Source organism: Pseudoduganella violacea (genome assembly GCF_014191875.1).
Taxonomy (GTDB): Bacteria; Pseudomonadota; Gammaproteobacteria; order Burkholderiales; family Burkholderiaceae_D; genus Rugamonas; species Rugamonas violacea_A.
Genome location: NZ_JACHXD010000017.1, coordinates 93185 through 117888, shown reverse-complemented (window position 1 = coordinate 117888; position 24704 = coordinate 93185). Strand labels below are relative to the sequence as shown.

25 protein-coding genes and 1 riboswitch are annotated in these 24704 nt (G+C 66.8%); of the genes, 21 read left to right on the top strand and 4 right to left on the bottom strand.

From position 1 onward, the window contains the following. Nucleotides 1-3: 3 nt before the first annotated feature. Entirely contained in the window at nucleotides 4-1089 is a 1086-nt protein-coding gene (locus tag FHS03_RS23090) for a hypothetical protein (protein WP_183443269.1), read from the bottom strand. A 203-nt stretch (nucleotides 1090-1292) separates the two neighbouring features. Between FHS03_RS23090 and FHS03_RS23085 the strand changes: the two genes are divergently transcribed. The 15 genes from FHS03_RS23085 (at nucleotide 1293) to FHS03_RS23015 (ending at nucleotide 13191) form a co-directional block, all read left to right on the top strand. Further along, a complete protein-coding gene (locus FHS03_RS23085; protein WP_183443268.1) occupies nucleotides 1293-1796 on the top strand; it encodes a DUF6622 family protein in 504 nt (167 codons plus the stop codon). A gap of 47 nt (nucleotides 1797-1843) precedes the next feature. Next, nucleotides 1844-2050, top strand: a riboswitch (cobalamin riboswitch). Between the two features lie 132 nt (nucleotides 2051-2182). After that, nucleotides 2183-2854: an energy-coupling factor ABC transporter permease gene (locus FHS03_RS23080; RefSeq protein WP_229426362.1), complete on the top strand. Its 672-nt coding sequence runs from the start codon at nucleotides 2183-2185 to the stop codon at nucleotides 2852-2854. Continuing rightward, nucleotides 2851-3213, top strand: a complete 363-nt coding sequence (locus tag FHS03_RS23075) for an energy-coupling factor ABC transporter substrate-binding protein (RefSeq protein WP_183443266.1) — start codon at nucleotides 2851-2853, stop codon at nucleotides 3211-3213. The genes FHS03_RS23080 and FHS03_RS23075 overlap by 4 nt, the downstream gene beginning before the upstream one ends. Beyond that, on the top strand, nucleotides 3203-3937 hold the full coding sequence (cbiQ, locus tag FHS03_RS28280) for a cobalt ECF transporter T component CbiQ (protein WP_183443265.1): 735 nt from the start codon (nucleotides 3203-3205) through the stop codon (nucleotides 3935-3937). Before FHS03_RS23075 ends, cbiQ begins: the two co-directional genes overlap by 11 nt. After that, nucleotides 3934-4797, top strand: coding sequence for an energy-coupling factor ABC transporter ATP-binding protein (locus FHS03_RS23065; RefSeq protein WP_371871761.1), 864 nt, complete (start codon nucleotides 3934-3936; stop codon nucleotides 4795-4797). Before cbiQ ends, FHS03_RS23065 begins: the two co-directional genes overlap by 4 nt. Then, nucleotides 4794-5597 (top strand): precorrin-4 C(11)-methyltransferase, encoded by an 804-nt coding sequence (gene cobM, locus FHS03_RS23060; protein ID WP_183443264.1) that lies wholly within the window; start codon nucleotides 4794-4796, stop codon nucleotides 5595-5597. The genes FHS03_RS23065 and cobM overlap by 4 nt, the downstream gene beginning before the upstream one ends. Continuing rightward, entirely contained in the window at nucleotides 5594-6637 is a 1044-nt protein-coding gene (locus tag FHS03_RS23055; RefSeq protein WP_229426361.1) for a sirohydrochlorin chelatase, read from the top strand. The genes cobM and FHS03_RS23055 overlap by 4 nt, the downstream gene beginning before the upstream one ends. Further along, nucleotides 6634-7323 carry a precorrin-8X methylmutase gene (locus tag FHS03_RS23050; RefSeq protein ID WP_183443263.1) on the top strand — a complete coding sequence of 230 codons (690 nt, stop codon included), beginning with the start codon at nucleotides 6634-6636 and terminating at the stop codon, nucleotides 7321-7323. Before FHS03_RS23055 ends, FHS03_RS23050 begins: the two co-directional genes overlap by 4 nt. Further along, nucleotides 7320-8525 carry a cobalt-precorrin-5B (C(1))-methyltransferase gene (locus FHS03_RS23045; RefSeq protein WP_183443262.1) on the top strand — a complete coding sequence of 402 codons (1206 nt, stop codon included), beginning with the start codon at nucleotides 7320-7322 and terminating at the stop codon, nucleotides 8523-8525. The genes FHS03_RS23050 and FHS03_RS23045 overlap by 4 nt, the downstream gene beginning before the upstream one ends. Nucleotides 8526-8529: 4 nt before the next feature. After that, nucleotides 8530-9867, top strand: coding sequence for a precorrin-6y C5,15-methyltransferase (decarboxylating) subunit CbiE (cbiE, locus tag FHS03_RS23040; RefSeq protein WP_183443290.1), 1338 nt, complete (start codon nucleotides 8530-8532; stop codon nucleotides 9865-9867). Continuing rightward, nucleotides 9860-10666 (top strand): precorrin-2 C(20)-methyltransferase, encoded by an 807-nt coding sequence (gene cobI, locus FHS03_RS23035; protein WP_183443261.1) that lies wholly within the window; start codon nucleotides 9860-9862, stop codon nucleotides 10664-10666. The genes cbiE and cobI overlap by 8 nt, the downstream gene beginning before the upstream one ends. Then, the gene (locus tag FHS03_RS23030; protein WP_183443260.1) at nucleotides 10663-11424 is read left to right on the top strand and encodes a cobalamin biosynthesis central domain-containing protein; all 762 of its coding nucleotides are present in this window, start codon (nucleotides 10663-10665) and stop codon (nucleotides 11422-11424) included. Before cobI ends, FHS03_RS23030 begins: the two co-directional genes overlap by 4 nt. Next, nucleotides 11421-11825: a cobalamin biosynthesis protein gene (locus FHS03_RS23025; RefSeq protein ID WP_183443259.1), complete on the top strand. Its 405-nt coding sequence runs from the start codon at nucleotides 11421-11423 to the stop codon at nucleotides 11823-11825. Before FHS03_RS23030 ends, FHS03_RS23025 begins: the two co-directional genes overlap by 4 nt. Next, a complete protein-coding gene (cobJ, locus tag FHS03_RS23020) occupies nucleotides 11822-12823 on the top strand; it encodes a precorrin-3B C(17)-methyltransferase (protein WP_183443258.1) in 1002 nt (333 codons plus the stop codon). Before FHS03_RS23025 ends, cobJ begins: the two co-directional genes overlap by 4 nt. Then, the gene (locus FHS03_RS23015; protein WP_183443257.1) at nucleotides 12820-13191 is read left to right on the top strand and encodes a (2Fe-2S) ferredoxin domain-containing protein; all 372 of its coding nucleotides are present in this window, start codon (nucleotides 12820-12822) and stop codon (nucleotides 13189-13191) included. The genes cobJ and FHS03_RS23015 overlap by 4 nt, the downstream gene beginning before the upstream one ends. A gap of 56 nt (nucleotides 13192-13247) precedes the next feature. Here the strand turns inward: FHS03_RS23015 and FHS03_RS23010 are convergent, their stop codons facing one another. Continuing rightward, nucleotides 13248-14096 carry an AraC family transcriptional regulator gene (locus FHS03_RS23010; protein ID WP_183443256.1) on the bottom strand — a complete coding sequence of 283 codons (849 nt, stop codon included), beginning with the start codon at nucleotides 14094-14096 and terminating at the stop codon, nucleotides 13248-13250. A gap of 203 nt (nucleotides 14097-14299) precedes the next feature. Here FHS03_RS23010 and FHS03_RS23005 point away from each other — a divergent pair, with 203 nt between their 5' ends. Both FHS03_RS23005 and FHS03_RS23000 read left to right on the top strand, forming a co-directional pair. After that, entirely contained in the window at nucleotides 14300-15826 is a 1527-nt protein-coding gene (locus FHS03_RS23005) for a jacalin-like lectin (RefSeq protein ID WP_183443255.1), read from the top strand. A 49-nt stretch (nucleotides 15827-15875) separates the two neighbouring features. Further along, nucleotides 15876-16469, top strand: a complete 594-nt coding sequence (locus FHS03_RS23000) for a hypothetical protein (protein ID WP_183443254.1) — start codon at nucleotides 15876-15878, stop codon at nucleotides 16467-16469. Nucleotides 16470-16491: 22 nt separating this feature from the next. On the opposite strand, the gene FHS03_RS22995 is transcribed toward FHS03_RS23000, so the two are convergent. After that, nucleotides 16492-16956, bottom strand: coding sequence for a DUF2269 family protein (locus FHS03_RS22995; RefSeq protein ID WP_183443289.1), 465 nt, complete (start codon nucleotides 16954-16956; stop codon nucleotides 16492-16494). Further along, complete coding sequence (locus FHS03_RS22990; RefSeq protein ID WP_183443288.1) at nucleotides 16956-18230, bottom strand: SDR family oxidoreductase; 1275 nt, start codon at nucleotides 18228-18230, stop codon at nucleotides 16956-16958. The genes FHS03_RS22995 and FHS03_RS22990 overlap by 1 nt, the downstream gene beginning before the upstream one ends. A 47-nt stretch (nucleotides 18231-18277) precedes the next feature. Between FHS03_RS22990 and FHS03_RS22985 the strand changes: the two genes are divergently transcribed. From FHS03_RS22985 to FHS03_RS22970, 4 genes are all read left to right on the top strand, one after another. Then, nucleotides 18278-18742: a hypothetical protein gene (locus FHS03_RS22985; RefSeq protein WP_183443253.1), complete on the top strand. Its 465-nt coding sequence runs from the start codon at nucleotides 18278-18280 to the stop codon at nucleotides 18740-18742. Nucleotides 18743-18842: 100 nt separating this feature from the next. Next, nucleotides 18843-19064 carry a hypothetical protein gene (locus FHS03_RS22980; protein WP_183443252.1) on the top strand — a complete coding sequence of 74 codons (222 nt, stop codon included), beginning with the start codon at nucleotides 18843-18845 and terminating at the stop codon, nucleotides 19062-19064. Nucleotides 19065-19151: 87 nt separating this feature from the next. Then, a complete protein-coding gene (locus FHS03_RS22975) occupies nucleotides 19152-20912 on the top strand; it encodes a glycoside hydrolase family 2 protein (RefSeq protein ID WP_183443251.1) in 1761 nt (586 codons plus the stop codon). Between the two features lie 12 nt (nucleotides 20913-20924). After that, complete coding sequence (locus FHS03_RS22970; protein WP_183443250.1) at nucleotides 20925-24698, top strand: NAD(P)-binding protein; 3774 nt, start codon at nucleotides 20925-20927, stop codon at nucleotides 24696-24698. The last annotated feature ends 6 nt before the right edge of the window (nucleotides 24699-24704 follow it).

The window sequence follows — 24704 nt, the reverse complement described above, 5'->3', positions numbered from 1 at the left end:
GCGCTATTCCTTGGAGTCTGCTGGAGCGGGGATGGATTCGGTCCTGGCGCCCTGCGGCGAGAGCATGCTGCGGGTCAGTTCGGCGATCTTGCGGCGCAGCGCTTCCGGCGAGGCGTCGCTGTCGCTGGCCTGCTGCAGCGACAGCAGTTGTGCCGCCAGTTCGTTGCGGGACTGGGCGCGGTCGGTGAACAGCTGGGCCTTGTGCGCGTCCAGCGCCGATTGATAGCGCGCCGAAGGATCGCCGCGCACCACCGCCTCCAGCGTTTCGACCAGGCGTTGCAGCAGGTTGTGGACGGCGGTGGCGGAAAAGCCGCCCAGCATGGCAAGGACAGGCTTACTGAAACTGCTCATGCTGCCCTCATTAAAAATATGGGCTGGCAGCAGCTCGGCCAGTATCAGACCGGAAATCAGGCCGAGAATCAGGCGCGCGCAATAGGATGCGTCGTACTTCGGGTCATAGGTCAGGTTGGCGATGTAGCGGTGGGCGTGGAACAGGGTGGCAAAAGAGGCGCCCAGGCCGGCGCAAAAAAGCAGGAACAGGACGTTCAGCAGCAGGATGGTGCCGGAGGACTCCAGCAGGCCCAGTTTGATATTCTGGCCCGACACTTCGCCCGACAGCGCCGTGAGCAGCACGGCCACCAGAAAGGCGGCGGCCACCGACGTCAGCATGCGGATCAGCGGCACCGGGCCAAGCCAGGCAAAGCGCTGCTTGAGCAGCTGCTCCGGTTCCAGCAGGCGTATGCCTTGCGGAGTGGCCGGCGCCACAGCCATGGCCAGTTTCTGGTGGATGTCCGCCAGCTCCGTCAGGTGGCTGTCGCGGCGGACGGTGCCGGACCCTTGCTGGGCCAGCGCCTGCGTCAACGCCAGCAGAATCGCCAGCCTGGCAATCAGCTCCGGCGGCACCGGCAGGCCGTGGCGCAAGGCGTGGCGCGCCATGGCTTCGCACTCGACATTGAGCTGCCGGACCAGGGCGGGGCCGGCTAACTGCTGCATGGCGTCGTTACTGGTGCGGTGGCTGATCTCCATCTCGGCCTGGCTCCTGTCGGTTGCTGCGTGGATGACGGTAAGTTCATTGTGCAAATTCGGCATGCCTTAAACCATTCGGCAAATGCAGTACCGCGCGCTGTTGCGAGGGGGATGGGAAGGGCGGGGGGGCTGCGCTCCAGGTGCCGGCTCCGCCTTTCCCCGGTTTCGCTCCATCCTGGCCCGGTTTCGTCGCAAACCGGTCGCGCCGGGCGGCGCGCTCGCGCATAGTCCAACCATCGGAACACAACGAATAAGGAGTCCACGCCATGCTGCAGCAAACCCTGAGCCACACCCCGGTCTACGTCTGGGCCATCCTGGTCTTTCTGCTGTATCGCGGTGTGGCGGCCAGCAAGGACCGCGTGCTGAGTTACCGCGGCGCGTTCATCATCCCCGGCGTGATGCTGGTTCTGGGAGGGCAAAGCGTGGCGCATGGCTTCGGGCTGGAGACGCCGGCTGGCGCAGCCTGGATACTGGGCATGCTGATTGGCGCGGGCTTGATGTGGATGCGCTCCGGCCCGGTCAGGGTGGACCGCGTGGCGGGCGTGGTTTTACAGCGCGGCAGCTGGATGCCGCTGGTCCTGATGATGGCGGTTTTCTGCTGCAAATACGCGGTGGCGGTGGCGCTTTCCATCCAGCCGGCATTACGTGGCGATCTGCGCTTCGCGCTGCCGGCCTGCCTGGCTCTCGGCTTGTTTAGCGGCGCCTTTCTCGGCCGCCTGCTGCGCACCGTGGCAGCGTGGAACGCGCATCGCGGCGCTGCCATCGCTTGAAAAAACAGGCCTGCTTCGCTTCAAATTTGCCAGCTCTTTGCTCGACAGTGTAATATTCTTGTTTGGGTGCGCTTATTCCAGATCTGGGATGGCGTTAAACGGGAAACCGGTGAATCCGCCAAAAGCGGCCATTCCGGTGCAGCCCCCGCTGCTGTAAGCCTGACGAATCCTCCAACATGCCACTGCAGTTTAGCGGGAAGGCGAGGAAACGGATGACGGCGAGCCAGAATACCGGCCCTGATTTGTCAGCACCATTCCCCGGGGTGACGGGAGCAGCTGTCGACCGACTCCTGCATCCGTATCTCCAGCCCGCGTCGACCGTCCATTCTCATCTCCCCCCTTGGTGTGCCGCTTAATTCTGCGACGGGAGGTTCTGGATGCACATCATGGAAGGTTTTCTGCCGCCGGCGCATGCGCTGGGCTGGGCTGCCGCTTCCTTACCCTTTATGGCCTGGGGCTTGCACAGCGTGGGCCAGAGCCTGCGGGCGCACCCCGAACGGCGCATGCTGCTGGGCGTGGCCGCCGCCTTTGCCTTCCTCCTGTCCGCCTTGAAGCTGCCGTCGGTGACGGGCAGCTGCTCGCATCCCACCGGCGTCGGCCTGGGCGCGCTGCTGTTCGGCCCCGCCGCCATGGTGCCGGTGGGCTTTGTCGTGCTGCTGTTCCAGGCGCTGCTGCTGGCCCACGGCGGCGTGACGACCCTCGGCGCCAATGTGTTTTCGATGGCGATCGTCGGTCCCTTCGTCTCTTACGGCATATTCCGCATGCTGTCTGCGTTCGGCCTGTCGCGTTCCCTGGCCGTGTTCCTGGCGGCCTGCCTGGGCGATCTGGCGACCTATGTGACTACCTCGCTGCAACTGGCCTGGGCATTTCCCGATCCGGTCGGCGGCATCCAGGTTTCCTTCGCCAAGTTCGCCGGCATTTTCGCCCTGACCCAGGTGCCGATCGCCATCAGCGAAGGTCTGCTGACGGTGCTGGTGGTGAACGCCATGGCACGCTTTAACGAACATGAGCTGCGCGCCTTGCCGGTGATGGCGCTGCGCAAAGGAGAGGGCGCATGAAGGCGCGCACCTGGATGATCTGGGCCGCCATCGTGCTGCTGACCGTACTTCCCCTGTGGCTGGTCAGCGCGCCGCCAGCGGAACCGGGCGCCGAAGCGCCCTCCGTTTTCGGCGGCGCCGACGAGCGCGCGCAGCAGGCAATCGGCAGCATCGCGCCGGATTACAAGCCCTGGTTCTCGCCCGTGGTCGAACCGGCCAGCGGCGAGATCGCTTCGCTGCTGTTTGCCCTGCAGGCGGCGCTCGGCGCTGGCGTGATCGGTTTCTGGCTCGGCATGTCGGTGACGCGCGAACGCGCGCGCCGCGCCGCCACGCCGAACCCGCCGCCGGCCTCCCTGCCTCAGGACCAGCGTGCTGATTGAGACGGCGGCCTACGCCAGCCGCTGGCGCGGCGTAGCGCCCACTGCCAAGGCGCTATTCGCGCTGGCCGGCATTCTTGCGGCCTGGCTGGCGCAAAGTCCCGCCGTGCTGGCCGCTCTTGCCGCCGCGCTGGCGCTGGCCGCGCTGCTGGGCGCGCGCGTGCCGCTGCGTACCTATCTGGCGGTGGCCATGCCGCCGCTGGGTTTTTTACTGCTGTCCTGCCTGACCATGCTGGTCGGCCCCGGCCCGGATGGCGTCTGGCATTGGAGCGCCGCCTTGCTGCCCACGGCCGGGCGTACCGCCCTGCGTTCTCTGACCATACTGGCGGCGCTGCTTGGCCTGGTGCTGACCACGCCCTTGCCGGATCTCTTGAATTTGCTGCGCCGCCTGCGCACGCCGGAGCTGCTGCTCGATCTGATGGTGCTGTGCTACCGCATGCTGTTCGTGCTGCGCCAAGCCTGGGACGAAGGCGTCACCGCGCAGAGCGCGCGCCTCGGCTATCGCGGCTGGCGCCATGCGTGGCGCTCGCTGGGACTGCTGGCGGGCCAGATGGCGGTGCAGGTATGGCAGCGCGCGGCGGCCCTGCAAATGGCGGCCGAGGCGCGCGGCTATCAGGGCACGCTGCGCTTTTTGCCTGCCGCGTATCCGCAGGCGCGTCGGCAGACCGTCTGGGCCGCGCTGGCCGGCGGGCTGCTGCTGGCCGTGGCGGCGGGGGACCGCTGGTGAGCGCTGTGCTGGAATTGCGGGCGGTCGATCATGTCTACCCGGACGGCAGCGCCGGCCTGCGCGATTGCAGCATGGCGCTGGGCCGCGGCCGGCGCCATGGGCTGCTGGGCGCCAACGGCGCGGGCAAGACTACCGTGCTGCAGCACTTGAATGGCTTGCTGCGCCCGACTGCCGGTCAATTGCTGCTGGATGGACAGGCTTTCGACTATGGCCGCGCCGGATTGGTGGAGCTGCGCCGCCGCGTGGGCCTGGTGTTCCAGAATCCGGAGCGCCAATTGTTCTCGGCCCAGGTCGAGGAGGATGTGTCCTTTGGGCCGCTTAACCTGGGCCTGGACGACGCCACCGTGCGCGAACGCGTGGCCGCCGCCCTCGATGCCGTTGGCCTGCGCGGCCATGCGCGGCGCGCTGTGCACCATCTGAGCTTCGGCCAGAAGAAGCGCGTCTGCATCGCTGGCGTGCTGGCGATGGAGCCGGAAGTGCTGCTGCTCGACGAACCGATGGCCGGGCTGGATGCGCCGATGCAGGCCGAATTGGCGGCGCTGCTGGACCGCCTGGCGGCGCGCGGCGTCACGGTGCTGCTGTCCACGCACGATGTCGATTTCGCCTTCCGCTGGGCCGACGATATCCATGTGATGGCGGCGGGCCGCTGCGTCGCTTCCGGTCCTGCGGCGCAATTGGCGGCCCAGACCGAGGTACTGCGCGCGGCTGGCCAGCATCCGCCGCTGGCCTTGACCCTGCATGCCGAGCTGGTAAAGCGCGGCGTGCTGCCGCCAGGACCGGCGCCGCGCAGCACCGACCTATTGCTGGAGGCGCTGCGCGCGCTGCCAGTGCTTGAATACCCAGGAGAGATAAACGTATGACATCCAACCCAGGCGCCGCGTCGCTCGGCAAGGTCTGGTTCGTGGGCGCAGGCCCGGGCGACCCGGAACTGATCACCGTCAAAGGCCAGAAGCTGCTGTCGCAAGCGGGCGCGGTGCTGTTCGCCGGTTCGCTGGTGGACCGCGCCGCCACGCTGTACGCGCCGGCCGGCTGCGAAATCCGCGATTCCAAGGATATGACGCTGGAAGAAATGACCGCGTGGCTGATCGAGCAGACGAGCAAGCACGCCACCGTGGTGCGCTTGCAGACCGGCGATCCGGGCCTGTATGGCGCGCTGATCGAAATGGCGCGTCCGCTGACGGCGGCCGGCATCGAATGGGCCGTGGTGCCGGGCGTGTCCTCGGCCATGGCTTCGATGGCGGCGGCGGGCGAGTCGATGACGCTGCCCGAAGTCACCCAAAGCGTGATCTTCACCCGCGTCGAAGGCCGCACGCCGATGCCCGAGGGCGAGGATCTGGCCAGCCTGGCGGCGCACCGCACCACGCTGTGCATCTTCCTCTCGATCACGCTGATGTACAAGGTGGAAGCCGCGCTGCGCGCCGCCGGATGGCCGGAAGACGCGCCCATGCTGGTGGTGCATAAAGCCAGCTGGCCGGGCGAGGAGAAAATCCTGCGCGGCACCCTGGCCGATATCAAGCAGCGCTGCCGCGAGGCCGGCGTCGCCAGCCAGGCCATGATCGTTGCCAGCCCCACGCTTGGCGCGCTGCACTGGGAAAGCCTGGTGCGTTCCAAACTCTACGACCCTACATTCACTCATCGTTTCAGAAAGGCCAGCGCATGACCCAAACCATCATGATGCCAGCGAGCGACACCATCCTGATCGTCGGACACGGTTCCCGCGAAGATTCCGGCAACCAGGAAATCCGCGAGTTCGCGGCCCAGTGGCGCGCGCAGCGTCCCGGCTGGCGCATCGAGCTGTGCTTCATCGAATTCGCGCCGCCGGAATTGAACGCCTCTTTGCTCAACGCCGCGCGCAGCTCGCGCCGCGTGCTGGTGGTGCCGCTGATTCTGAATGCGGCCGGCCACGTCAAGATGGAGATTCCGGAAGCGGTGGAGCAGGCGCGCGCCGCCTGTCCGCAGACTGAAATCCTGCTGGCGCCGCACCTGACGGCCTGCGATCCTATTCTGGCGATCCTGAAGCGCCGCCTGCGCAAGGCCATGGGCGCGCTCGACATGCCCGATCCGACCACCACCGGCGTGGTGGTGCTGGGACGCGGTTCTTCCGATCGCGGCGCCAACGGCGAAATGGCCAAGATGGCGCGCTGGCTGTTGGAAGAGGGCGATCACGAGCTGGTTGATCTGGCCTTTACCGGCATTACTTGGCCGCGCCTGGAAAAAGTGGTGCAGCGCCAGGTGTTGCTGGGCATGCGCCAGATCGTGGTGCTGCCGTACTACCTGTATACCGGCACGCTGATGCAGCGCATCCACCGCCAGGTCGAGCATCTGCGCGGCCAGTATCCGCAGATACGCTTTACCTGCTCAGAGCATTTCGGCTTCGAGCCGGAGATTTTCGCGCTGATGGACCAGCGTGTGGAAGATTTGCGTGGCGGCGTGCCGGATAGCCGCCTGCCATGCGACGGTTGCAGCTACCGCGAAATCGCCCACGATCTGGGCCACGGCCACTCGCACGCGCACACCCATGACCATGCGCATGATCACGCGCACGGCCATGAACATGGACACGACCACGCTCATGAGCACGCGCATGAGCACGGCCACCACCATGACCACGAGCATGGCCATGCCCACCACCACGATCATCACGATCACGCGCATGACCACGGCCATGCCCACAGCAAAGCGGAGGATCAGCCAGCATGAGCACCGTCAACACCGTCACCGAGCAGCTGACCCGAGCCGGCCAGGTTATCGAGCATGACAGCTTTGCGATCATCGATGCGGAAACCGGTCCGCATGCCTATACCGAGGATCAATGGCCCATCGTGCGCCGCATGATCCATGCCAATGCCGATTTCGACTTCAATGGCCTGACCGACTTCCATTCGGCAGCCGTGGGAGCCGGCATCCAGGCCATGCTGGCTGGTGGCACGCCCGTGGTGGCCGATGTGGAAATGATCTGCTCCGGCCTGTCGCAGCCGCGCCTGGCGCACTTCGGCATGAAGACCCACCAGTTCATCAGCGACGCCGACGTGATCGAAACCGCCAAGGCCGAGGACACCACGCGCGCCGTGCAGGCCATGCGCAAGGCTCACCGCCTGGGATTGCTGGATGGCGCCATCGTCGGCATCGGCAACGCGCCCACCGCGCTGATCGAGCTGGTGCGCCTGATCCGCGAAGAGGGCGTGCGTCCGGCCCTGGTGGTCGGCATGCCGGTCGGTTTCGTCTCGGCCGCCGAATCGAAAGACCTGATGGCGGAAGTGAACGAAGTGCCATGGATCGTGATTCGCGGCCGCAAAGGCGGTTCGACGCTGGTGGTGGCGGCGCTGCACGCGCTGCTGGCGCTGGCCGAAGCACGCCAGAAGACCCAGCAGGCGGAGCGTCCATGAAGGAAAAGGCCGAACGCGGTACGCGTACCGGGTTCAGTACCGGCGCCTGTTCCGCCGCCGCCGCGCGCGCGGCGGTGCTGGGCCTGGCCACCGGCCGCGTGCCGGAGGAAATCGAAAGCCTGCTGGCGAACGGCAGCCGGGTCAACTTCGCCATCCACGATGGGCGTTGCGATGCGCACAGCGCGCACGCCATGGTGGTGAAGTTTGCCGGCGACGATCCGGATTGCACCGACGGCGCCCACCTCACGGTGGACCTGCGCCTGCTGCCCGGCCAGGCGGGCGTCGTGACCTATGTCGCCGGCGACGGCGTCGGCACGGTGACGATGCCGGGCCTGGGCCTGGAAGTCGGCGGCCCGGCCATCAACCCAGTCCCGCGCCGTAATATCGCCGACAACCTGCTCGAAGCCGCGCCCGAACTGCTGGCCGAGCATGGCATCGAAGTCACCATCAGCGTGCCGGACGGCCAGGTGATGGCAAAGAAGACCACCAATGCGCGCCTGGGCATCCTGGGCGGCATCAGCATTCTTGGCACCACCGGCATCGTCAAGCCGTATTCGACGGCGGCCTGGCGCGCCAGCGTGGTGCAGGGCGTCCAGGTGGCGGCCACCGCCGGCCACAATATGGTGGCGCTGACCACCGGCGGACGCACCGAGACCTTTGCCATGACGACGCTGCGCGAAGAGCGTCCGGAACTGCCCGCGGCCTGCTTCGTGCAGATGGGCGACTTCCTTCGCTACGCCCTCGATGAAGTGGTGGCCCAGGGTATCGGCCTGGTGGTCATGGCGGTCATGGTGGGCAAGCTGACCAAGATCGCCCAGGGCGAAACCATCACCCACGCCAACCGCAGCGAGGTCGATACCGACCTGGTGGCGCGGATCGCGCGCCAGATCGGCGCCTCCGAGGAAGACTGCGTCGCTATCGCCGCCGCCGAAACCGCGCGCTTCGGCGCCGAGCTGATGGTCGAGCGCGGGCTGGGCGACGCCTTCCACCATGCGCTGGCCCAAGCCGCGATCGACACCCTGACCGCGCCCGACCGCTATGGTCGCAACTTCCGGCTGCGCGTGCTGGTGTGCGACTTCACCGGCCAGAAGGTGGCCGATGTGTGGTCGGCGCCAGCCTTGCCGCAAGAGCGTCCCGCCAGCGCCGGACGCACCGGCATCGACCATATCGTCGATGTCGATCCAGAACCTGAACCCGAGTGAATCCATGGACACCTGCGTGAAAGATCCCAACCCCTGCCGCGTGATCGGCGTGCTCGATGACGGCGTCGCCAGTCTGAGCCCGACCGCGCTGGCCTATCTGCGCAGCGCCGATGTGGTGATCGGCGGCGCCCGCACGCTGGCCCTGCTGGGCGGCGAATTCAAATCCGGCGCCGCGCGCCATGACCTGACCGGCAAGCTGAAAGAAGTGCCCGAATGGGTGCGCGCCGCGCGCGCCGACCACTTGTCCTGCGTGGTGCTGGCTACCGGCGACCCGCTGTGCCACGGCATCGCGCCCTATCTGGCCCAGCACCTGTGCGTGCAGGCGCTCGATATCCTGCCCAACCTCTCCACGCTGCAACTGGCTTGCGCTCGCATCGGCCTGCCCTGGCAGGATGCGCGCATCGTCTCGGTGCATGCGCGCGATGCGGGCGAATGGATGCGCGGCAGTGCGCCCAGCCACGGCCTGTACGCGCTGGCCCAGGCGGCACGCCAGCATGCGCGCCTGCTGGTGCTGACCAGTCCCGACAACAGTCCCGACCGCATCGCGCGTCTGCTGCTGGCCGAAGGCCTGGGCGAGGACTTCCATATGGCGGTGGCGGAGAACCTGCTGCAGCCGGAGGAGCGCGTGCTGGCCGAACTCAGTCCGCAGGAGGCGGCGGAGATGCGCTTCGCCGAGCTGAATGTGGTGCTGCTGTGGCGCGTGACGCCGGCCCCGCGCCCGGTGCGATTCGGTCTGGCCGACAGCGAATTCGTGCAACGCCAGCCGGAAAAGGGTTTGATCACCAAGCAGGAAGTACGCGCCGTCAGCCTGGCGCGCCTGCAACTGCGCGCCGACAGCGTGGTATGGGATATCGGCGCCGGTTCCGGCTCGGTGGGCCTGGAAGCGGCGCGCCTGTGCCAACAGGGCCACGTCTATGCCATCGAGAAGAATGAGGCCGACCACGCCATCGCGGGCCAGAACCACGCAGCTTTCGGCGTCAGCAACTACAGCCTGTTCCACGGCAAGGCGCCGGAGGGACTGGATGCCTGGCCCGATCCGGACGCCGTCTTTGTCGGCGGTTCGGGCGGCGAGCTGTCCACGCTGATCGAAGGCGTGATGCGCCGCCTGCGACCCAATGGTGCGCTGGTGATGAATTTCGTCACGCTGGAAAACCTGGCCACCGCGACCGCCGCCTTGCAGGCGCTCGAAGGCGAGGGGGTGAGCTGGGACGTGCTGCAATTGCAGGCCGCGCGCAGCAAGCCTATCCTGCACATGCACCGCATGGCGGCCGAGAATCCGGTGTGGATCGTCTGCGCGCGCCGCGATGCGGCCGCGTTGAAAACGGAGGCTGCCGATGCGTGACGCCACCGTACGCGGCACCCTGTGGGGCATCTCGCTCGGTCCGGGCGATCCCGGTCTGATCACGCGCGCCGCCTGGGAAGCCTTGCAGCGCCGCGACGCCGTCTGGGTCTACCCGGCGCGCAGCGGCAAGACGCCAAGCTATGCCTTCGACATCGTGCAGCGCGCCGGACTGGAACCGCCCGAGGAACACGCCTTGCTGCTGTTCCCGATGACGCACGATGGCGAGAAGCTGGCGCGCGCCTGGCTCAAGGCCGCCGAAACCATCTTGCCCTGGCTGCGCGCCGGGCGCGACGTGCTGTTCCTGGTCGAAGGCGACGCCAGCACCTACGCCACCTTCGGCCATCTGGCGCGCACCGTGCGTAGCATCGATGAACACGTTCCGGTGCAGATCATCGCCGGCGTGAACTCGTTCACCGCCGCCTGTGCCGAGGTGCCGATTCCTTTCGCCGAACAGGACGACACCGTCGCCATCGTGCCCGCCGCCTATGGCGTGAGCGCCGTCGACCGCCTGCTGCCCGACTTCGATACCCTGGTGCTGATGAAGGTCAAGCCCATACTCGACGAATTGATCGACTGGCTGGAGCGGCGCGACCTGCTGGCCGGCTCGTATTTCATCGAGCGCGTCGGCGCGCCGGACGAGCGGCGTTTCAGCGCTGCCGAAATCCTGACGCTGCGCGGCACCAAGGTCAGTTATCTGTCGCTGCTGATCGTCAAACACCCGCACCGCATTCGCGGCGAACGCATCAAGGGCTGTCTCAAGAAGAGCGGCCCGCAACCCTTACTAACGGAGACTGAATGAGCAGCGCACCTATCCAAAACCCAGCCAGCCCGCGCCTCTGCCTGGTCGCCATCACCAAGCATGGCGCCGGCTTGGCCGCGCGCCTGGCGGCCGACCTGCCGGAAGCCGATATCTGCACCTCGGCCAAGTTCGCCGCCCACTTTGCCGGTCTGGCCAACACCGTGCGCGCCTATGAAGGCGCCTTGCGCGACGAAATCGGCCCGCTGTTCGAAGGTTACGACCAGATCGTGTTCTTCGTTTCGCTCGGCGCCGTGGTGCGCCTGATCGCCCCGCATCTGCGCAGCAAGGACGAAGACCCGGGCGTGATCGTGGTCGACGACGCCGGCCAGTACGTGATTCCCGTGCTCTCGGGCCACGTCGGCGGCGCCAATGAATGGAGCGAGCGCGTGGCCGATCTGATGGGCGCCGCGCCGGTGCTGACCACCGCCTCCGATGTCGGGCGCACCATCCCGGTCGATATCCTGGGCCGCCACCTGGGCTGGCGCGTGGAAGCGCCGAAGATCAACATCACGCGCGTTTCGGCGCACGTGGTGAACGGCGAACCGATCGCCTTCGTGCAGGAAGCGGGCAGCCCGGATTGGTGGACCCGTCCCACGCCACTGCCCGACAACATCCACCGTTTCAGCCGCTTCGATGAAGTGGATCTGGAGCGCTTTGCTGCCCTGCTGTGGGTGACGCATGCCGACGTGCCGGCCGAGCGCTGGGACGCGCTGCATGAGCGCCTGGTGGTCTACCGCCCGCCGCAGGACGCTGCATGACCACCTTCACCGTAGGCCTGGGCTGCGACCGCGGCGTGCTGCTGGAAACCGTGCGCGAGGCCGTGCAAGCGGCGTTGGCCGAAGCCGGCGCCACGCGCGGGCAAGTGGTGGCCGCCGCCACCATCACGCTGAAAAAGGACGAAGCCGCGCTGCTGGCATTGGCCGAGGAATACGGCTGGCCGCTGCATTTCTATGAAGCGGAGCAGTTGGCCGCTGTGCAGGTGCCGCATCCCTCCGAGACGGTGCTGCGCTATACCGGCACGCCATCGGTGAGCGAAGCGGCCGCGCTGCTGGCCGCCGGACCCGATACGCCGATGAGCGCACTGCTGGTCGAAAAACATAAACTCCGGGGCGCCGATGGCCGCAATGCCACCGTCTCGATCGCAAGGAAAAATCCATGAACGAAGAACTCGAACAAGCCGCCATTGGTGCGGGCAAGATCATGCTGGTGGGGATCGGCCCCGGCAGCGTCGACCACATGACCCAGCGCGCCCGCGCCGCCATCGCCGAAGCCGACGTGGTGATCGGCTACGTCACCTACATCAAGCTGGTGGCCGATCTGATCGAAGGCAAGGAGATCATCCGCAAGTCGATGACCGAAGAACTGGACCGGGCCGTCAGCGCGCTCGAAGCGGCGCGCGCCGGCAAGAAAGTGGCGCTGATTTCCTCCGGCGACGCGGGCGTCTACGGCATGGCCGGCCCCACCTACGAGGTGCTGTTCCAGGCCGGCTGGACGCCGGACGATGCGGTGGCGGTGGAAATCATCCCCGGCGCCTCGGCCCTGAACAGCTGCGCCGCCCTGGTGGGCGCGCCGCTGACCCACGATTTCTGCGCCATCTCGCTGTCGGACCTGCTCACTCCCTGGCCCACCATCGCGCGCCGCCTCGACGCGGTCGCCATGGCGGACTTCGTGGTCGCCCTGTACAACCCCAAGAGCGGCCGCCGCACGCGCCAGATTCTGGAAGCGCAGCGCCTGTTCCTGCGCCACCGCCGTCCCGACACGCCGGTCGCCATCGTGAAGAGCGCCTACCGCCGCCGCGAGAACATCGTCTTCACCACGCTCGACAGCATGGCCGAAGCCGATATCGGCATGCTGAGCACTGTCCTGATCGGCAACAGCAATACCTTTGTGCGCCATGGCCTGATGGTCACGCCGCGCGGCTACGCGAATAAGTACGATATGGAAGAAGGCGGCGCCACCCGCGACGGCGAACGCGCCGGACGCTCCCTGAGCACCGGCCTGCTCGGCTGGCTGGAAACCCTGCAGGCCGAACACGCGGCCGGCGACAGCATCGAGACACTGGCCGCACGGCACCGCCTGCCGGCCGACTATATCCGCGACACCCTGGCCGAGCCGGTGGAGGTCGAAGCAGTCGCCGTAGAGGAAGGTGAAGCATGAGCGCCGCTGACGAAAACGTAGGAAGCGCTGCCACTGAGGTGGTCAAGCCCAAGATCGGCGACTACCGCCGCCACCTGCTGATCTGCACCGGTCCGCGCTGCAGCGCCGACGGCGAGTCGCAAGTGCTGTTCGACAGCCTGGGCGACAAGTTCAAGGCCGCCGGCTTGAATGCCGGCGATCTGCGCGTCAAGCGCAGCCGCGTGGGCTGCTTCGCCGCCTGCAAGGGCGGCCCCATCGTCTGCGTCCAGCCGGACGGCACCTGGTACTACAACGTCACGCCGGAAAACATGGACCGCATCATCGACGAGCACCTGTGCAACGGCCGCCGCGTCGATGATCTGGTGTTCCACCAGGCCGGCGAAGGCTAAGCCAAGGGATTGAAGCACCGCCAAAAACCAAGCCTCGCCGCTTGGTTTTTTTTCGCTCAATTGGCCAGCGAGACATGCAGCTGCATGGCGCGTGCGCGCTGTTCGCCGGCCGGCAAATCCTCGTACAGTTCGAACACGCCCGCCGCGCCGAAGCTTTCGCGCTGGGCGGCGAACCACGACAGCACCCGGCTCCGCAGCCGCGCCCTCCCTGTCCGGCAGCAGCGGTGAAGCGGGAAGACGGCAAAGCGCGACGGTGCGATGTCCAGTTCCAGCCATCCTTCGGGCGTGGCGTGCCCGTTCGCCGGCGCCTCGATGGCGCAGCCATAGCGGATGCGCTGCGGCGGCGTGATGTCCGGATCGTCGTAGATGACGCCGTAGTAGGGCGGCTTGGCGCACTGCGCCAGCCCCGCCAGCTCGCCCTTGAATCCGGCCCAGTGCTCGGGCACGCGCGCGTAAGGGCCGGTGTAGCGCTTGAGCCAGAGCCGCCGCGGCGCGCGCCAATGCACGATGCGCGGCGCGGCAGGCGGCCCGGCGTGGGCAGCGCCCAAGCCCGCATACTGCGCCCTGGCGCTCAGCCGCATGCGCTGCGGCGACACGCCCCAGCGCCGCGTGAAGGCGCGGGTGAACGATTGCTGGCCGCAGTAACCCATGCTGATGGCGACATCGAGCAGGGGCTGGTTGGTCAGGCGCACGTAGGCGGCCGCCGCGTCCAGTCTCTGCGCGGCGATGAATTGCTGCGGACTGATGCCAGTCTCTTTCTTGAACAGGCGCTGCAGCTGAAAGCGGCTCAGCCCGCAGGTCCGCGCCAGCGCCTGGATGGACAGCTCGCCAGCCGGGTCGAGGCAGGACTGGGGGTAGAAGATGCGGTCGATCTTGCCGACCAGTTGCATGACCAGGGGATTCAATTCGGACGCCAGCGCCGCCGCAGGGCGGCCAGTAAAAAATCATGCAATTTTAGCACTGCCGCACAAACGGTAAAAGATAGGCAATGTTATCTCGCTAACATTTGTTGCTGATCCGTACGCGCCATCCACGGCGGGCGGCAGCACAGCCGAGGTGCGCATGCGTGGCCGCCTCCCCCATTACCCCACAATAGAGAAAGCAAGACATGGCAAACCATTCCGCCCCAAGCAGCGCATTCAATATCGGCCAAGGCTATTCCTGTACCCTGGGACCGCTGCAAACGGCCGTCCACACGCAGGTACTCGACACGGCCGGCGGCAACAGCGAGATCGCGGTGTCGCTGTGCTCGGAAGAGGATACGCTCAAGCAGAGCCTGGAGATCAATATCGGCCGCAAGATCGCGGTGGAGGGCATTGGCGGCTACTCGGAAAAATTCAGCCTGTTCCAAAAACTGCGCTTCAGCGAGCACAGCCTTTGCATCGTGGTGAAGGCCAGCGTGGTATCGAAAAGCCACTACTGCCAGGCGGCCCAGCTGCACGACGACATCGCCGCCCCTGCCACGGCGGCCGAGCTGGACCAGTTTTGCAAGCTGTACGGCGACGCCTATGTTTCCGAGCTGGTACGCGGCGCGCAATATTTTGCCGTCTACGCTTACCGCTGCAAGAGCCGCGAGGAAAAGCTGGAACTGAAGGCGCGCATCGAAGCGTCCGGCATCATCGAGAACGTCACCGTGTCGGGCAAGGCCGGCAGCAACTTCTCGCATGCTGTCACGCAGATCAGTCAGAATGTCGAACTGCACCAAACCGTGATCGGTTCCAGCTTCACCATGAGCGGCGAGCAGGACGTCATCCGCACGGCCTACGCCTTCTTCGAGGCGGCCAATAATCTGCCCACCGGTACGGTCGGCTTCAAGACCACCGGTTACGAGCACGTCTTTTCCCACCCGGGAATCGAGGCCGCACTGGCCGCGCTGGCGCACAATCGCCAGCTGTTCAACGGCAGCGGGGCGCAAGAAGGTTTGCTGGCCAGGGAGGCGCGGCTGATCGGCATCAAGGAGCGCCTGGCCAATCTGGAGCACACCATGCGCCGCTACGGCTGCACCCTGGACAGCGCCACGCAGGAACGCCAGCGCCAGATCCAGGCCGACCTGGATGCCTGCAATGAGCTGCGCAACCGTTTCAACCAGTCGCCCACCACGCCGCTGGAAAATCCGTACCTGCCGGCGGCCGCCTATGGCTGGCCCTCGATCCAGTACGAGACCCGGCAAAGCAAGCGCCTGGGCGGCGGCGGCGGCCAGCCCTACCACGATGTGACGACCACCGACTTTCTCGACCGTGGCATGCGGGTCAGCCATATCCGCCTGCGCGGCGGCGCCTATGTCGACCTGATCGAGATCACTTACAAGGACGCCAGCGGACAAACCTGCAAATTCACCCACGGCCAGGAGCAGGGCAACCAGGTCGAGAATATTGCGCTGGGCGACGCCGACTACATCACGGAGATTGCCGTGCCGAGCAGCGAAGGCAATATCTATATCGACTATATCCGCATCAAGACCAATAACTTCCCCCAAGGCGTGGGGGTGGGCGGCAATGACCGCAACCTGGAGCCGATCTTCTCCTATGACGACCGCAACCAGCACATCTTCGTCGGCCTGGTGGGCCGCTGCGAGCGCTGGAACGACGCGGTCAGCGCGCTCTTCCTGCAGATCAAGGGCGTGAGCTGGATGTAAGGTGCAGGCGGCCCGGCGGCGGGCCGCCGCTTGAGACAGAGGAGAAAAAATGAACTTCCCCAACGCATACACAATGAACGGCAAAACCTACGATATGGACGATTTGGCCTTCGTCGGCAAAGGCAGGAATTGCTTTGAATTCGCGTACAACCTGAATTTCAGCGCCCATGAGAAGGACTTCCTGTTCGATTCAGGCGCCGATAACGCATCTGGCTATATCAAGCACAACCTGATTCCCGATTACTACAACGGCAAAATATTCGCGTGCGACGATCCGGCGGCGTTTCAGCCGCTCGACATTGTTATCATCGCCCGTACCAATCACTATGTGGAAGACAAGCCGCTGGTACAGTCCCACCAACTGATTTGCCTGCAAAACCGGAATTTCGACGCCGTTCATTTTGCCGGCATCAATAATGTGTCTACCTTGAAGAATAATGTGGTAATGAACACCTATACCATTCCCGCATCGGGCGTGCAGCTGTTTTCCGTCCCGATCGGCAATACCTGGACGGTGGGTGCGCATCTCAGCGACTTCCTGCAAACGGGAGGTTTGCCTCTGCATGTGTTTCGCTTGCCCGCGGCCGGGGCGTTTCCCTTTGCGCAGGCCAATCATTGGATCTCGCCCAAGCCCAGGCAATAGCGGACCCCGGCCGGCCCGTGCTTTAGGCGGGCTTGGCCACCATCAGGTAGAACACCGCCAGGAAGGCGGCCAGCGCGGGCACGCCGAGCGCAATCCAGCAGCGGAAGTAAGGCCAGAAGCGCGGCGGCAAGGGGGCGTGTTCGCGCGCGGCGGCCAGCGCCAGGTCGCGCAGACGCATCTGAATCCACACCACGGGCAGCCAGCACAACAGGGCCAGCAGGAACAGGCCGATCGACCAGAGCAGCCAGCGGCTGTGCAGGGGATAGCCCGCCAGATGCGCCAGGTAAAAGCCGCTGGCTGGCTGGAACAGCATGGTAAGGCCGGTAAACAGCCAGTCGGTCATGACGAGGATGCGGCTGACGACGGCAATCGCCGCCACATCCCGGCTCAGCACCGTCAGCAGCAAGTACCAGGCCGAGCCGATGCCGGTGCCGAACAGCAGGGTGGCCGACAGGATGTGCAGCCATTTCAGCAGCAGGTAGTCCATCATTTTTTCTCCAGCTGGTACAGCAACACCAACAGCGCCAGGATGGGCAGGTTCTTGCTCAGCGGCCCGTAGGGGTGGAACAGGAATTCGGGCAGGCGCAGCAGGATCACCAGGCTGTAGAAGACGATCAGCCCCGCCTGCGCCAGCCAGAGCCGGGGACGCCAGCGGCGCGGCAGCGCCAGGCAGGCCAGGCCGAACAGCAGGTCGAGCGCCGCCGCGCCGTACAGCAGCAGCGGCGCCAGTGCCGCCGGCACGCCGCTACGCTCCAGCAGCGCATAGCTGGCGGCGGCCGGGTAGAGCCAGGCCGACACGATGGCGGTCCAGATCCACAGCAGAGCCAGGGACAGGCGCAGCAGCGGCAGCAGCCAGTCGAGCTGGGCGTCGCGCCGCGCCTGGTACGGCTGCGCGATGAAGCTGCGCACCGGCCGTGGCGGCCGGCCCAGCAGACATGCCAGCGGCGCCGGATCGGCGCAATTGCCGCGTTCCAGCATGCGCAAGGCTTCGGGGTCGAGCAGGCTGCCCGGCAGCAGGGCCGCGCCGCGCGCCAATGCATGCGCCAGCGGCGTGGGCAGGCGCAGCACAGGCTGCCGGCCCAGTCCCATGGCTTGGCGCAGCTGTGCCAGATAGGCCGGGAACGGCATCGGTTGCGGGCCGGCCAGGGCCAGGCGCGGCGGCACCTCCTGCGCCGGCGGCAGCTCGAGCAGGGCGCAGACGGCGGCGGCCACATCGTCGATGTGCACGGGCTGCACCAGTTGCGCGGCGGTGCCGAAGCGCACGGCGCAGGGCAGGGTGGCCAGCATGCGGAATTGGCGGGCGCTGGCGCCGTCGGCGCCGTACACCAGCGAGGGTTGCAGGATGCAGGCGCGCAGCGGCAGGCGCGCCAGGCAATCGTCGCCCGCTTTCTTGCTGCGGTGATAGGCGCTTTGCGCGCCGGCATCCGCGCCCAGGGCGGAAACGTGCAGCACCAGCGCCACGCCTTCATCGGCGCAGGCGGCGAACAGGGCGCAAGGGGCGTCGCGGTGCAGGGCGGCGAAGCGCTGCGCGCCATGCTCGCGGAAGATGCCGACGGTATTGATGACGGCGTCGATGCCTTTCAGGCGCGCCGCCCATACGGCTTTTTCGGTATCGTGGGCAAAGTCGGCGGCGATAAAGCCGATGCGCGGGTCGCTGCAGGCGCGCCGCCCCGCCGCCAGCACGCGGTGGCCTTTGTCCAGCAAGGCTTGCGCGAGATGGGCGCCGATGAAGCCGGTGGCGCCGGTCAGCAGGACGACCATTTTCACTTCCTCCTCCGTTGGACATTACACGAAAAAGGAAAATCGCCATGGACTCCTGGAATACCACACTCAAACAGGCGGCGCTGCCCGGCGCGCTGGCCAGCCTGGCATCGGCCGCGGCGCTGGCCCTATGCGGCCGGCGCGAAAGCGGCAGCATGTTTGCCGGCGTAAACGCCATCAGCCACTGGCTGTGGGGCGACCAGGCCGTGCGCCAGGACCGGCCTACGCTCAAGCACACGCTGGCCGGCTATCTGATCCACCACGCCAGTTCCATGTTTTGGGCCGCGCTGTTCGAGCGCAGCTGCAAGGCGCAGCTGGCAAAGCAGCAGGCGGCGCGCACGCTGGCGCTGGCCGGCGCCGCCACCGCGGTGGCCTGCGTCACCGATTTCCAGTTGACGCCGCCGCGCCTGCGGCCCGGTTTCGAACAGCGCTTGTCGCGTCCTTCGCTGGCGCTGGTGTACGGCGCCTTCTGCGTCGGCCTGGCGGCAGGCGCCCTGTTGAACCGGCGCTAGCAGCGTCCCCGGCGGCGCGCCGCGGCTTGGCATTTGCCGCCGGGCGGACTAGCATGAATTGACAAGTTTTTTTTGCGCCGGTGCGCGGATGGAGATGACCATGGCGATGCATGACTACAGCAATCAGCGGCGCGATGTGCACACCGCGGCGTCCATCGATCACGGCCTGGCGGTGCAGGCCATCGCCGGACCGGCGGCGGCATTGCTGTACCTGCAGCAGCAGCGCGTGCCGTCCGCCATCATCAAGCGCGTGCTGGCCAGCCCGAACGGGCGGCGCCAATTGGGGGCCATCAACAGCGGGCCTTTTCCGCCGCTCTTTTAGCATTGCTGCGCCGTATCGTAAGCGCCTCGCGCCGGGTGCGCTGTTACGATGGTCTTCGTCTTTTTCCCTTCCTGCGAGAAGAATACGATGAGCCAGTTCGAGTATCCGCGGCCGCAGCTCGTGCGCGATGCGTGGCAGTCGCTGAACGGCGCCTGGGAGTTTGAATTCGATCCCGAACGGCGCTACCGCCTGCCCAGCGATCCGATCCCGTGGTCGCGCCGCATCGCGGTGCCGTTCGCGCCCGAGTGCAGCCTGAGCGGCATCGGCGATACCGGCTACCATCCCATCTGCTGGTACCGGCGCCGCTTCACGCTGGCGCACCGCGGCGAGCGCACCATGCTGCACTTCGGCGCCGTCGATTATTGCGCCAGGGTGTGGCTCAACGGCCATCTGGTGGCCGAGCATGAGGGCGGCCATACCGCGTTTGCCGCCGACGTCACGGATGTGCTGCTGGCCGGTGCCGAGCAGGTGCTGGTGGTGCAGGCCGAGGACGATCCGGCCGATCTGGCCAAGCCGCGCGGCAAGCAGGATTGGCAACTGGAACCGCACTCGATCTGGTACCCGCGCACCAGCGGCATCTGGCAGACGGTGTGGCTGGAACCGCTGGCCGACACCTATCTGGCGCGGCTGCGCTGGACCCCGATTTTCGAAGGCTATGAACTGGGGTGCGAAGTGCTGGCCGGCGGCGCGGTGCGCCAGGATCTGACCGTGGAGGTGAAGATCCGGCATGGCGACAAGCTGCTGGCCGCCGACCGCTATCTGCTGGTGGGACAGGAGGCCAACCGCAAGATCGTGCTGTCCGATCCCGGCATCGACGATTCGCGCAATGAGCTGCTGTGGAGTCCGGAGCGTCCCATCCTGCTCGACGCCGAACTGACGCTGTATGGCGGCGGCAAGGTACTGGACCGGGTGCGCTCCTACACGGCGCTGCGCTCGGCCGCCATCAACCGCGACCGCTTCATGCTCAACGGCCGGCCCTATCCCTTGCGCCTGGTGCTGGACCAGGGTTACTGGCCGCACAGCCTGATGACCGCGCCCAGCGACGACGCCTTGCGCACCGATGTGGAACTGACCAAGGCCATGGGCTTCAACGGCGTGCGCAAGCACCAGAAGATCGAAGATCCGCGCTATCTGTACTGGGCCGACCGTCTGGGCCTGCTGGTGTGGGAAGAGATGCCGTCCGCCTATGCCTTCAGCGCGCGCGCCATGACGCGCCTGCTGAAGGAATGGACCGAGGCCATCGAGCGCGACTACAGTCACCCCTGCATCATCGTCTGGGTGCCGTTCAACGAATCCTGGGGCGTGCCGAACCTGACGGCGATCCAGGCCCACCGCAACGCGGTCGAGGCGCTCTACCACCTGACCCGCATGCTCGATTCGACCCGGCCTGTGATCGGCAACGACGGCTGGGAAGCTTCGGCCACCGACATCCTCGGCATCCACGACTACGATGCCGATCCGGAACGCCTGCGCCAGCGCTATGAGGTGAGCGATCCGGTGCGCACGCTGTTCGACCAGCGCCGGCCGGGCGGGCGGCTGCTGACCTTGGACGGTTTTCCGCATCGCGGCCAGCCGGTCGTGCTGACCGAATTCGGCGGCATCGCCTTCGATCCCCAGGTTGGCGACGCGCCAACCTGGGGCTATGCCCGCGTCAGCACGGCGCCCGGCTTGCTGCAGCAATACCGCAACCTGCTCAAGGTGGTCAACGAAACCCTGATGTTCAGCGGCTTTTGCTATACCCAGTTCGCCGATACCTTCCAGGAAGTGAACGGCTTGCTGCAGGCCGACCGCACGCCCAAGCTGCCGCTGGCCCAGATCAGCGCGGCCACGCGCAATGTCCCGCAGTGAGCGGAGAATCCGATGCCGCCGTCCAGCGCACCCTTTACCTCGTTCTGGCAGGCCGGCTATGAAGGCGCCGACCATGTCAACCACGCCGGGCAGGCGCTGGACATGAACCGCGCCACCGGCCACCTGCAGCGCGCCCACGCCGACTACGCCATGCTGGCCCAGTTCGGCATCCGCACGGTGCGCGAATCGATCGGCTGGCGCCTGGTGGAGCAGGGCGGCCAATTCGACTTCAGCCTGCTGCTGCCGCGCCTGGAAGCGGCGCGCATGTGGGGACTGCAGCAATGCTGGACTTTCTGCCATTACGGCTGGCCGGCCGACGTGGATATTTTCGGTCCCGACTTCGTGCCGCGCTTTGCGCGCTTTTGCCGCGCCGCCGCCCGTTTTCTGGCGCGCTATCTGGGCGAGGAACCGGTTTATTCCCCGGTCAACGAGATCTCGTTTACCGCCTGGGGCTTGTCGGTGCACATGTTCCATTGCCGGAATATGTACCACGAACAGGCGGGCGCACTGGGCAAGCGCCAGCTGGTGCGCGCCAGCATCGCCGGCTGCGACGCCATCCGCGAGGTGGCGCCCGGCGCGCGCTTCCTGCAATGCGATCCGCTGATCCACGTCATCGCCCCGGACGACCGGCCCGACTGGGCGGTGCAGGCGGCCGGCTGGACCGCTTCCCAGTTCGAAGCCTGGGACATGCTGTGCGGCCGCGTCGAACCCGAGCTGGGCGGGCAGCCGCGCTACCTCGATCTGGTGGGCGGCAACTACTACCACAGCAACCAGTGGGAAAGCGGCAGCAATCTGCGGCTGTGGTGGCATCTGGCCGATCCGCGCCGCCGTCCGCTGCACCAGATCCTGCTCGATCTGCAGCGGCGCTATGACCGTCCCGTGCTGCTGGCCGAAACCAGCCACGTGGGCAGCGGGCGCGGCGCCTGGATCGCCGAGATGGCGCAGCAGGCCGCGCTGGCGCGCCAGCATGGCGCCGCGCTCAACGGCGTCTGCCTGTACCCCGCGATCGACCGTCCCGACTGGGACAACGCCGACCATTGGCACCGCAGCGGCCTGTGGGATGTCGCCCCGGACGGCGAGCGCCTGTTATGCGCGCCGTACGCCGCCGCGCTGCGTGCAGCAATACGCCTGACAGACCGTCTGTGCGGCGAACTTGAGGAGAACTCCATGCCAACCCTGATTGTGTTTTGCCACCTGCGCTGGGACTTCGTCTATCAGCGGCCGCAGCATCTGATGACGCGGCTAGCGCAGCACTACCACGTGCTCTTTGTCGAAGAACCCGTGTATGAGACCGGGGCGCCGCGCATGGTGTGCTCGCAGCCGGCGCCCAATGTCACGGTGTGCCAGCCGCATACCCCGGTGGCCGCGCCCGGCTTTCATGACGAGCAGATTCCCATGTTGCGGCCGCTCATCGCGGCCCTGGCGCCGGACGGCGGCGAGGTGCTGGCCTGGTTTTACACGCCGATGGCCTTGCCGCTGCTGCAAGCCCTGCGTCCCTCCCTGGTGGTCTACGACTGCATGGATGAGCTGAGCGCTTTCGCCAATGCGCCGCGCCAGCTGCTGCAGCGCGAAGCGGCCTTGCTGAACGTGGCCGATCTGGTGTTTACCGGCGGTCCCAGCCTGTACGAGGCCAAGCGCGCGCGCCACGCCAGCGCCCACTGCTTCCCGTCCAGCGTCGACGCCGTGCATTTCGAGCAGGCGCTGGACCGCGGCAACAGCCATCCGCTGCACCAGCAATTGCCGCGGCCGCGCCTGGGTTTTTACGGCGTGATCGACGAGCGCTTCGATGCCGCCCTGATCGCGGTGCTGGCCGACGCCCATCCCGAGTGGCAGATCGTGCTGGTCGGCCCCATCGTGAAAATCGATCCAGCCGCGCTGCCGCAGCGGCAGAATGTGCATTACCTCGGCCAGCAGCCCTACCAGGCCTTGCCGCATTTCCTGGCCGGCTGGGACGTCTGCCTGCTGCCGTTTGCGCTGAACGAGGCCACCCGCTTCATCAGCCCGACCAAGGTGCTGGAATATATGGCGGCGCGGCTGCCCATCGTCAGCACCGCCATCCGCGATGTCGAACAGCCCTTCGGCGGCCTGGTCGCCATCGGCCATAGCCATGCGGAATTCCTCAGCCACTGCGAGGCGGCGCTGGCGCAGGATGCGGCGCAGCGCGCCGACATGGCGGCGCGCATGGGTGAAGTGGTGGCCGCCACCTCCTGGGAAAGCACGGTGGCGCGCATGGTGGCACTGATGGCGGCCCCGCCGCCGCGCGCGCATGGCGTGGCCGCGCCGCAGGCGGAGCGCGAACCGGATGCGCCGGCCAAGGGCGGCGAGGGCGCCAGCGTCAACCCGCTGCGGCCGCAGGCGCCGCCGCGCTTTGCCAGCATCGTGATCGGCGCCGGGCCGACCGGCTTGTCGGCCGCCTACCATGCGGGGCCGGGCAATCTGCTGTTGGAGCGCAATGCCACGGTGGGCGGCTGGTGCCGCTCCGTCGAGCAGGACGGCTTCACCTTCGACCATGCCGGCCATATCATGTTTTCCAATGACCCTTATGTGCTCAAGCTGTACGATGTGCTGCTGGGCGAGAACCAGCATTGGCAGATGCGCGAGGCCTGGATCTACAGCAAGCAGGTGTATACGCGCTATCCCTTCCAGGGCGCGCTGTACGGCTTGCCACCCGAAGTGGTCAAGGAGTGCATCCTCGGCGCCATCGAGGCGCGCTACGGCCAGGCCGGCGCGCCGGCCTGCGGGCTGGCTGATGACGTGGAGGATTGCTGCGCCGACGGCGCCGTGGCGGCGGCCGGCGCGAACACCCCGGCGCGCGCCGGCGAGAGCCAGAATTTTGAGCAGTTCATCTACCAGGTCTGGGGCAAGGGCATCGCCCGCCATTTCGCCATTCCCTACAACCGCAAGCTGTGGACCGTGCCACTCGATGAGATGGAAACGTCCTGGCTGGGCGGGCGCGTGCCCCTGCCGGAATTGAGCGACATCATCGATGGGGCGCTGCGTCCGGTGTCGCGCCCCATGGGACCGAACGCCCGCTTCGGCTATCCGCGCCGCGGCGGCTTCCAGGCGCTGATGAACGGCTTCCTGCCGCATCTCCGCGGCCAGCTGGAAATGAACGCGGAGGTGGCGCAGGTGCTGCCGCTTGAGCATATAGTGGCGCTGGCCGACGGGCGCCGCTTCCGCTACGGCCAGCTGGCCAGCACCATGCCGCTGCCGCAGCTGGTACGCCTGATCGGCGAGGCCGCGCCGCCCGGCGTGCAGCTGGCCGCGCGCGGCCTGCGCCATGTCTCGGTGCGCTGCGTGAACCTGGGCGTGCGGCGCGCCGATGTGAGCGACAAGCACTGGATCTACTACCCGGAAGACACCATCTTCCACCGCATCTTCGTGCAGAGCAACGCCAGCCGCGAATGCAGCCCGCCCGGCACCTTCGGCTTTACCTGCGAGATTTCCTATTCGCCCAGCAAGCCCTTGCCGCTGGAGGGCGAAGCGCTGGTGCGGCGCTGCATCGACGACGCCATCCGCGTCGGCTTCATCCGCGCCGACGATGACGTGGTGCTGAGCAACCAGCTCGACCTGCCCGTGGCGTATGTGGTGTACGACCACCGCCGCGCGCGCAATGTGGACATCGTGCGCGACTGGCTGGCGCGGCACGACATCCTGCTGGCGGGACGCTACAGCGAATGGGAGTACTACAACTCCGACCATGCTTTCCTGGCCGGCAAACGCGTCGCCGAACAGATGGCGGCGCGCGGCGGCGGACCGGTGCAGGCAGCGGCCGGCGAGATGTGAGGCCGT

Bases quoted from the DNA above. Each gene is read 5' to 3' on its own strand.
- FHS03_RS23075 (WP_183443266.1), top strand. From the start codon at position 2,851: ATGAAGGCGCGCACCTGGATGATCTGGGCCGCCATCGTGCTGCTGACC.
- FHS03_RS22985 (WP_183443253.1), top strand. From the start codon at position 18,278: ATGGACTCCTGGAATACCACACTCAAACAGGCGGCGCTGCCCGGCGCG.
- FHS03_RS23050 (WP_183443263.1), top strand. From the start codon at position 6,634: ATGAGCACCGTCAACACCGTCACCGAGCAGCTGACCCGAGCCGGCCAG.
- FHS03_RS22970 (WP_183443250.1), top strand. From the start codon at position 20,925: ATGCCGCCGTCCAGCGCACCCTTTACCTCGTTCTGGCAGGCCGGCTAT.
- cobJ (WP_183443258.1), top strand. From the start codon at position 11,822: ATGAACGAAGAACTCGAACAAGCCGCCATTGGTGCGGGCAAGATCATG.
- FHS03_RS23045 (WP_183443262.1), top strand. From the start codon at position 7,320: ATGAAGGAAAAGGCCGAACGCGGTACGCGTACCGGGTTCAGTACCGGC.
- FHS03_RS22975 (WP_183443251.1), top strand. From the start codon at position 19,152: ATGAGCCAGTTCGAGTATCCGCGGCCGCAGCTCGTGCGCGATGCGTGG.
- FHS03_RS23025 (WP_183443259.1), top strand. From the start codon at position 11,421: ATGACCACCTTCACCGTAGGCCTGGGCTGCGACCGCGGCGTGCTGCTG.
- FHS03_RS23085 (WP_183443268.1), top strand. From the start codon at position 1,293: ATGCTGCAGCAAACCCTGAGCCACACCCCGGTCTACGTCTGGGCCATC.
- FHS03_RS23080 (WP_229426362.1), top strand. From the start codon at position 2,183: ATGGAAGGTTTTCTGCCGCCGGCGCATGCGCTGGGCTGGGCTGCCGCT.
- FHS03_RS23000 (WP_183443254.1), top strand. From the start codon at position 15,876: ATGAACTTCCCCAACGCATACACAATGAACGGCAAAACCTACGATATG.
- FHS03_RS23015 (WP_183443257.1), top strand. From the start codon at position 12,820: ATGAGCGCCGCTGACGAAAACGTAGGAAGCGCTGCCACTGAGGTGGTC.
- FHS03_RS23030 (WP_183443260.1), top strand. From the start codon at position 10,663: ATGAGCAGCGCACCTATCCAAAACCCAGCCAGCCCGCGCCTCTGCCTG.
- FHS03_RS23055 (WP_229426361.1), top strand. From the start codon at position 5,594: ATGACCCAAACCATCATGATGCCAGCGAGCGACACCATCCTGATCGTC.
- cobM (WP_183443264.1), top strand. From the start codon at position 4,794: ATGACATCCAACCCAGGCGCCGCGTCGCTCGGCAAGGTCTGGTTCGTG.
- cobI (WP_183443261.1), top strand. From the start codon at position 9,860: ATGCGTGACGCCACCGTACGCGGCACCCTGTGGGGCATCTCGCTCGGT.
- FHS03_RS22995 (WP_183443289.1), bottom strand. From the start codon at position 16,956: ATGGACTACCTGCTGCTGAAATGGCTGCACATCCTGTCGGCCACCCTG.
- FHS03_RS23005 (WP_183443255.1), top strand. From the start codon at position 14,300: ATGGCAAACCATTCCGCCCCAAGCAGCGCATTCAATATCGGCCAAGGC.
- cbiE (WP_183443290.1), top strand. From the start codon at position 8,530: ATGGACACCTGCGTGAAAGATCCCAACCCCTGCCGCGTGATCGGCGTG.
- FHS03_RS22980 (WP_183443252.1), top strand. From the start codon at position 18,843: ATGGCGATGCATGACTACAGCAATCAGCGGCGCGATGTGCACACCGCG.
- FHS03_RS23090 (WP_183443269.1), bottom strand. From the start codon at position 1,089: ATGCCGAATTTGCACAATGAACTTACCGTCATCCACGCAGCAACCGAC.
- FHS03_RS22990 (WP_183443288.1), bottom strand. From the start codon at position 18,230: ATGGTCGTCCTGCTGACCGGCGCCACCGGCTTCATCGGCGCCCATCTC.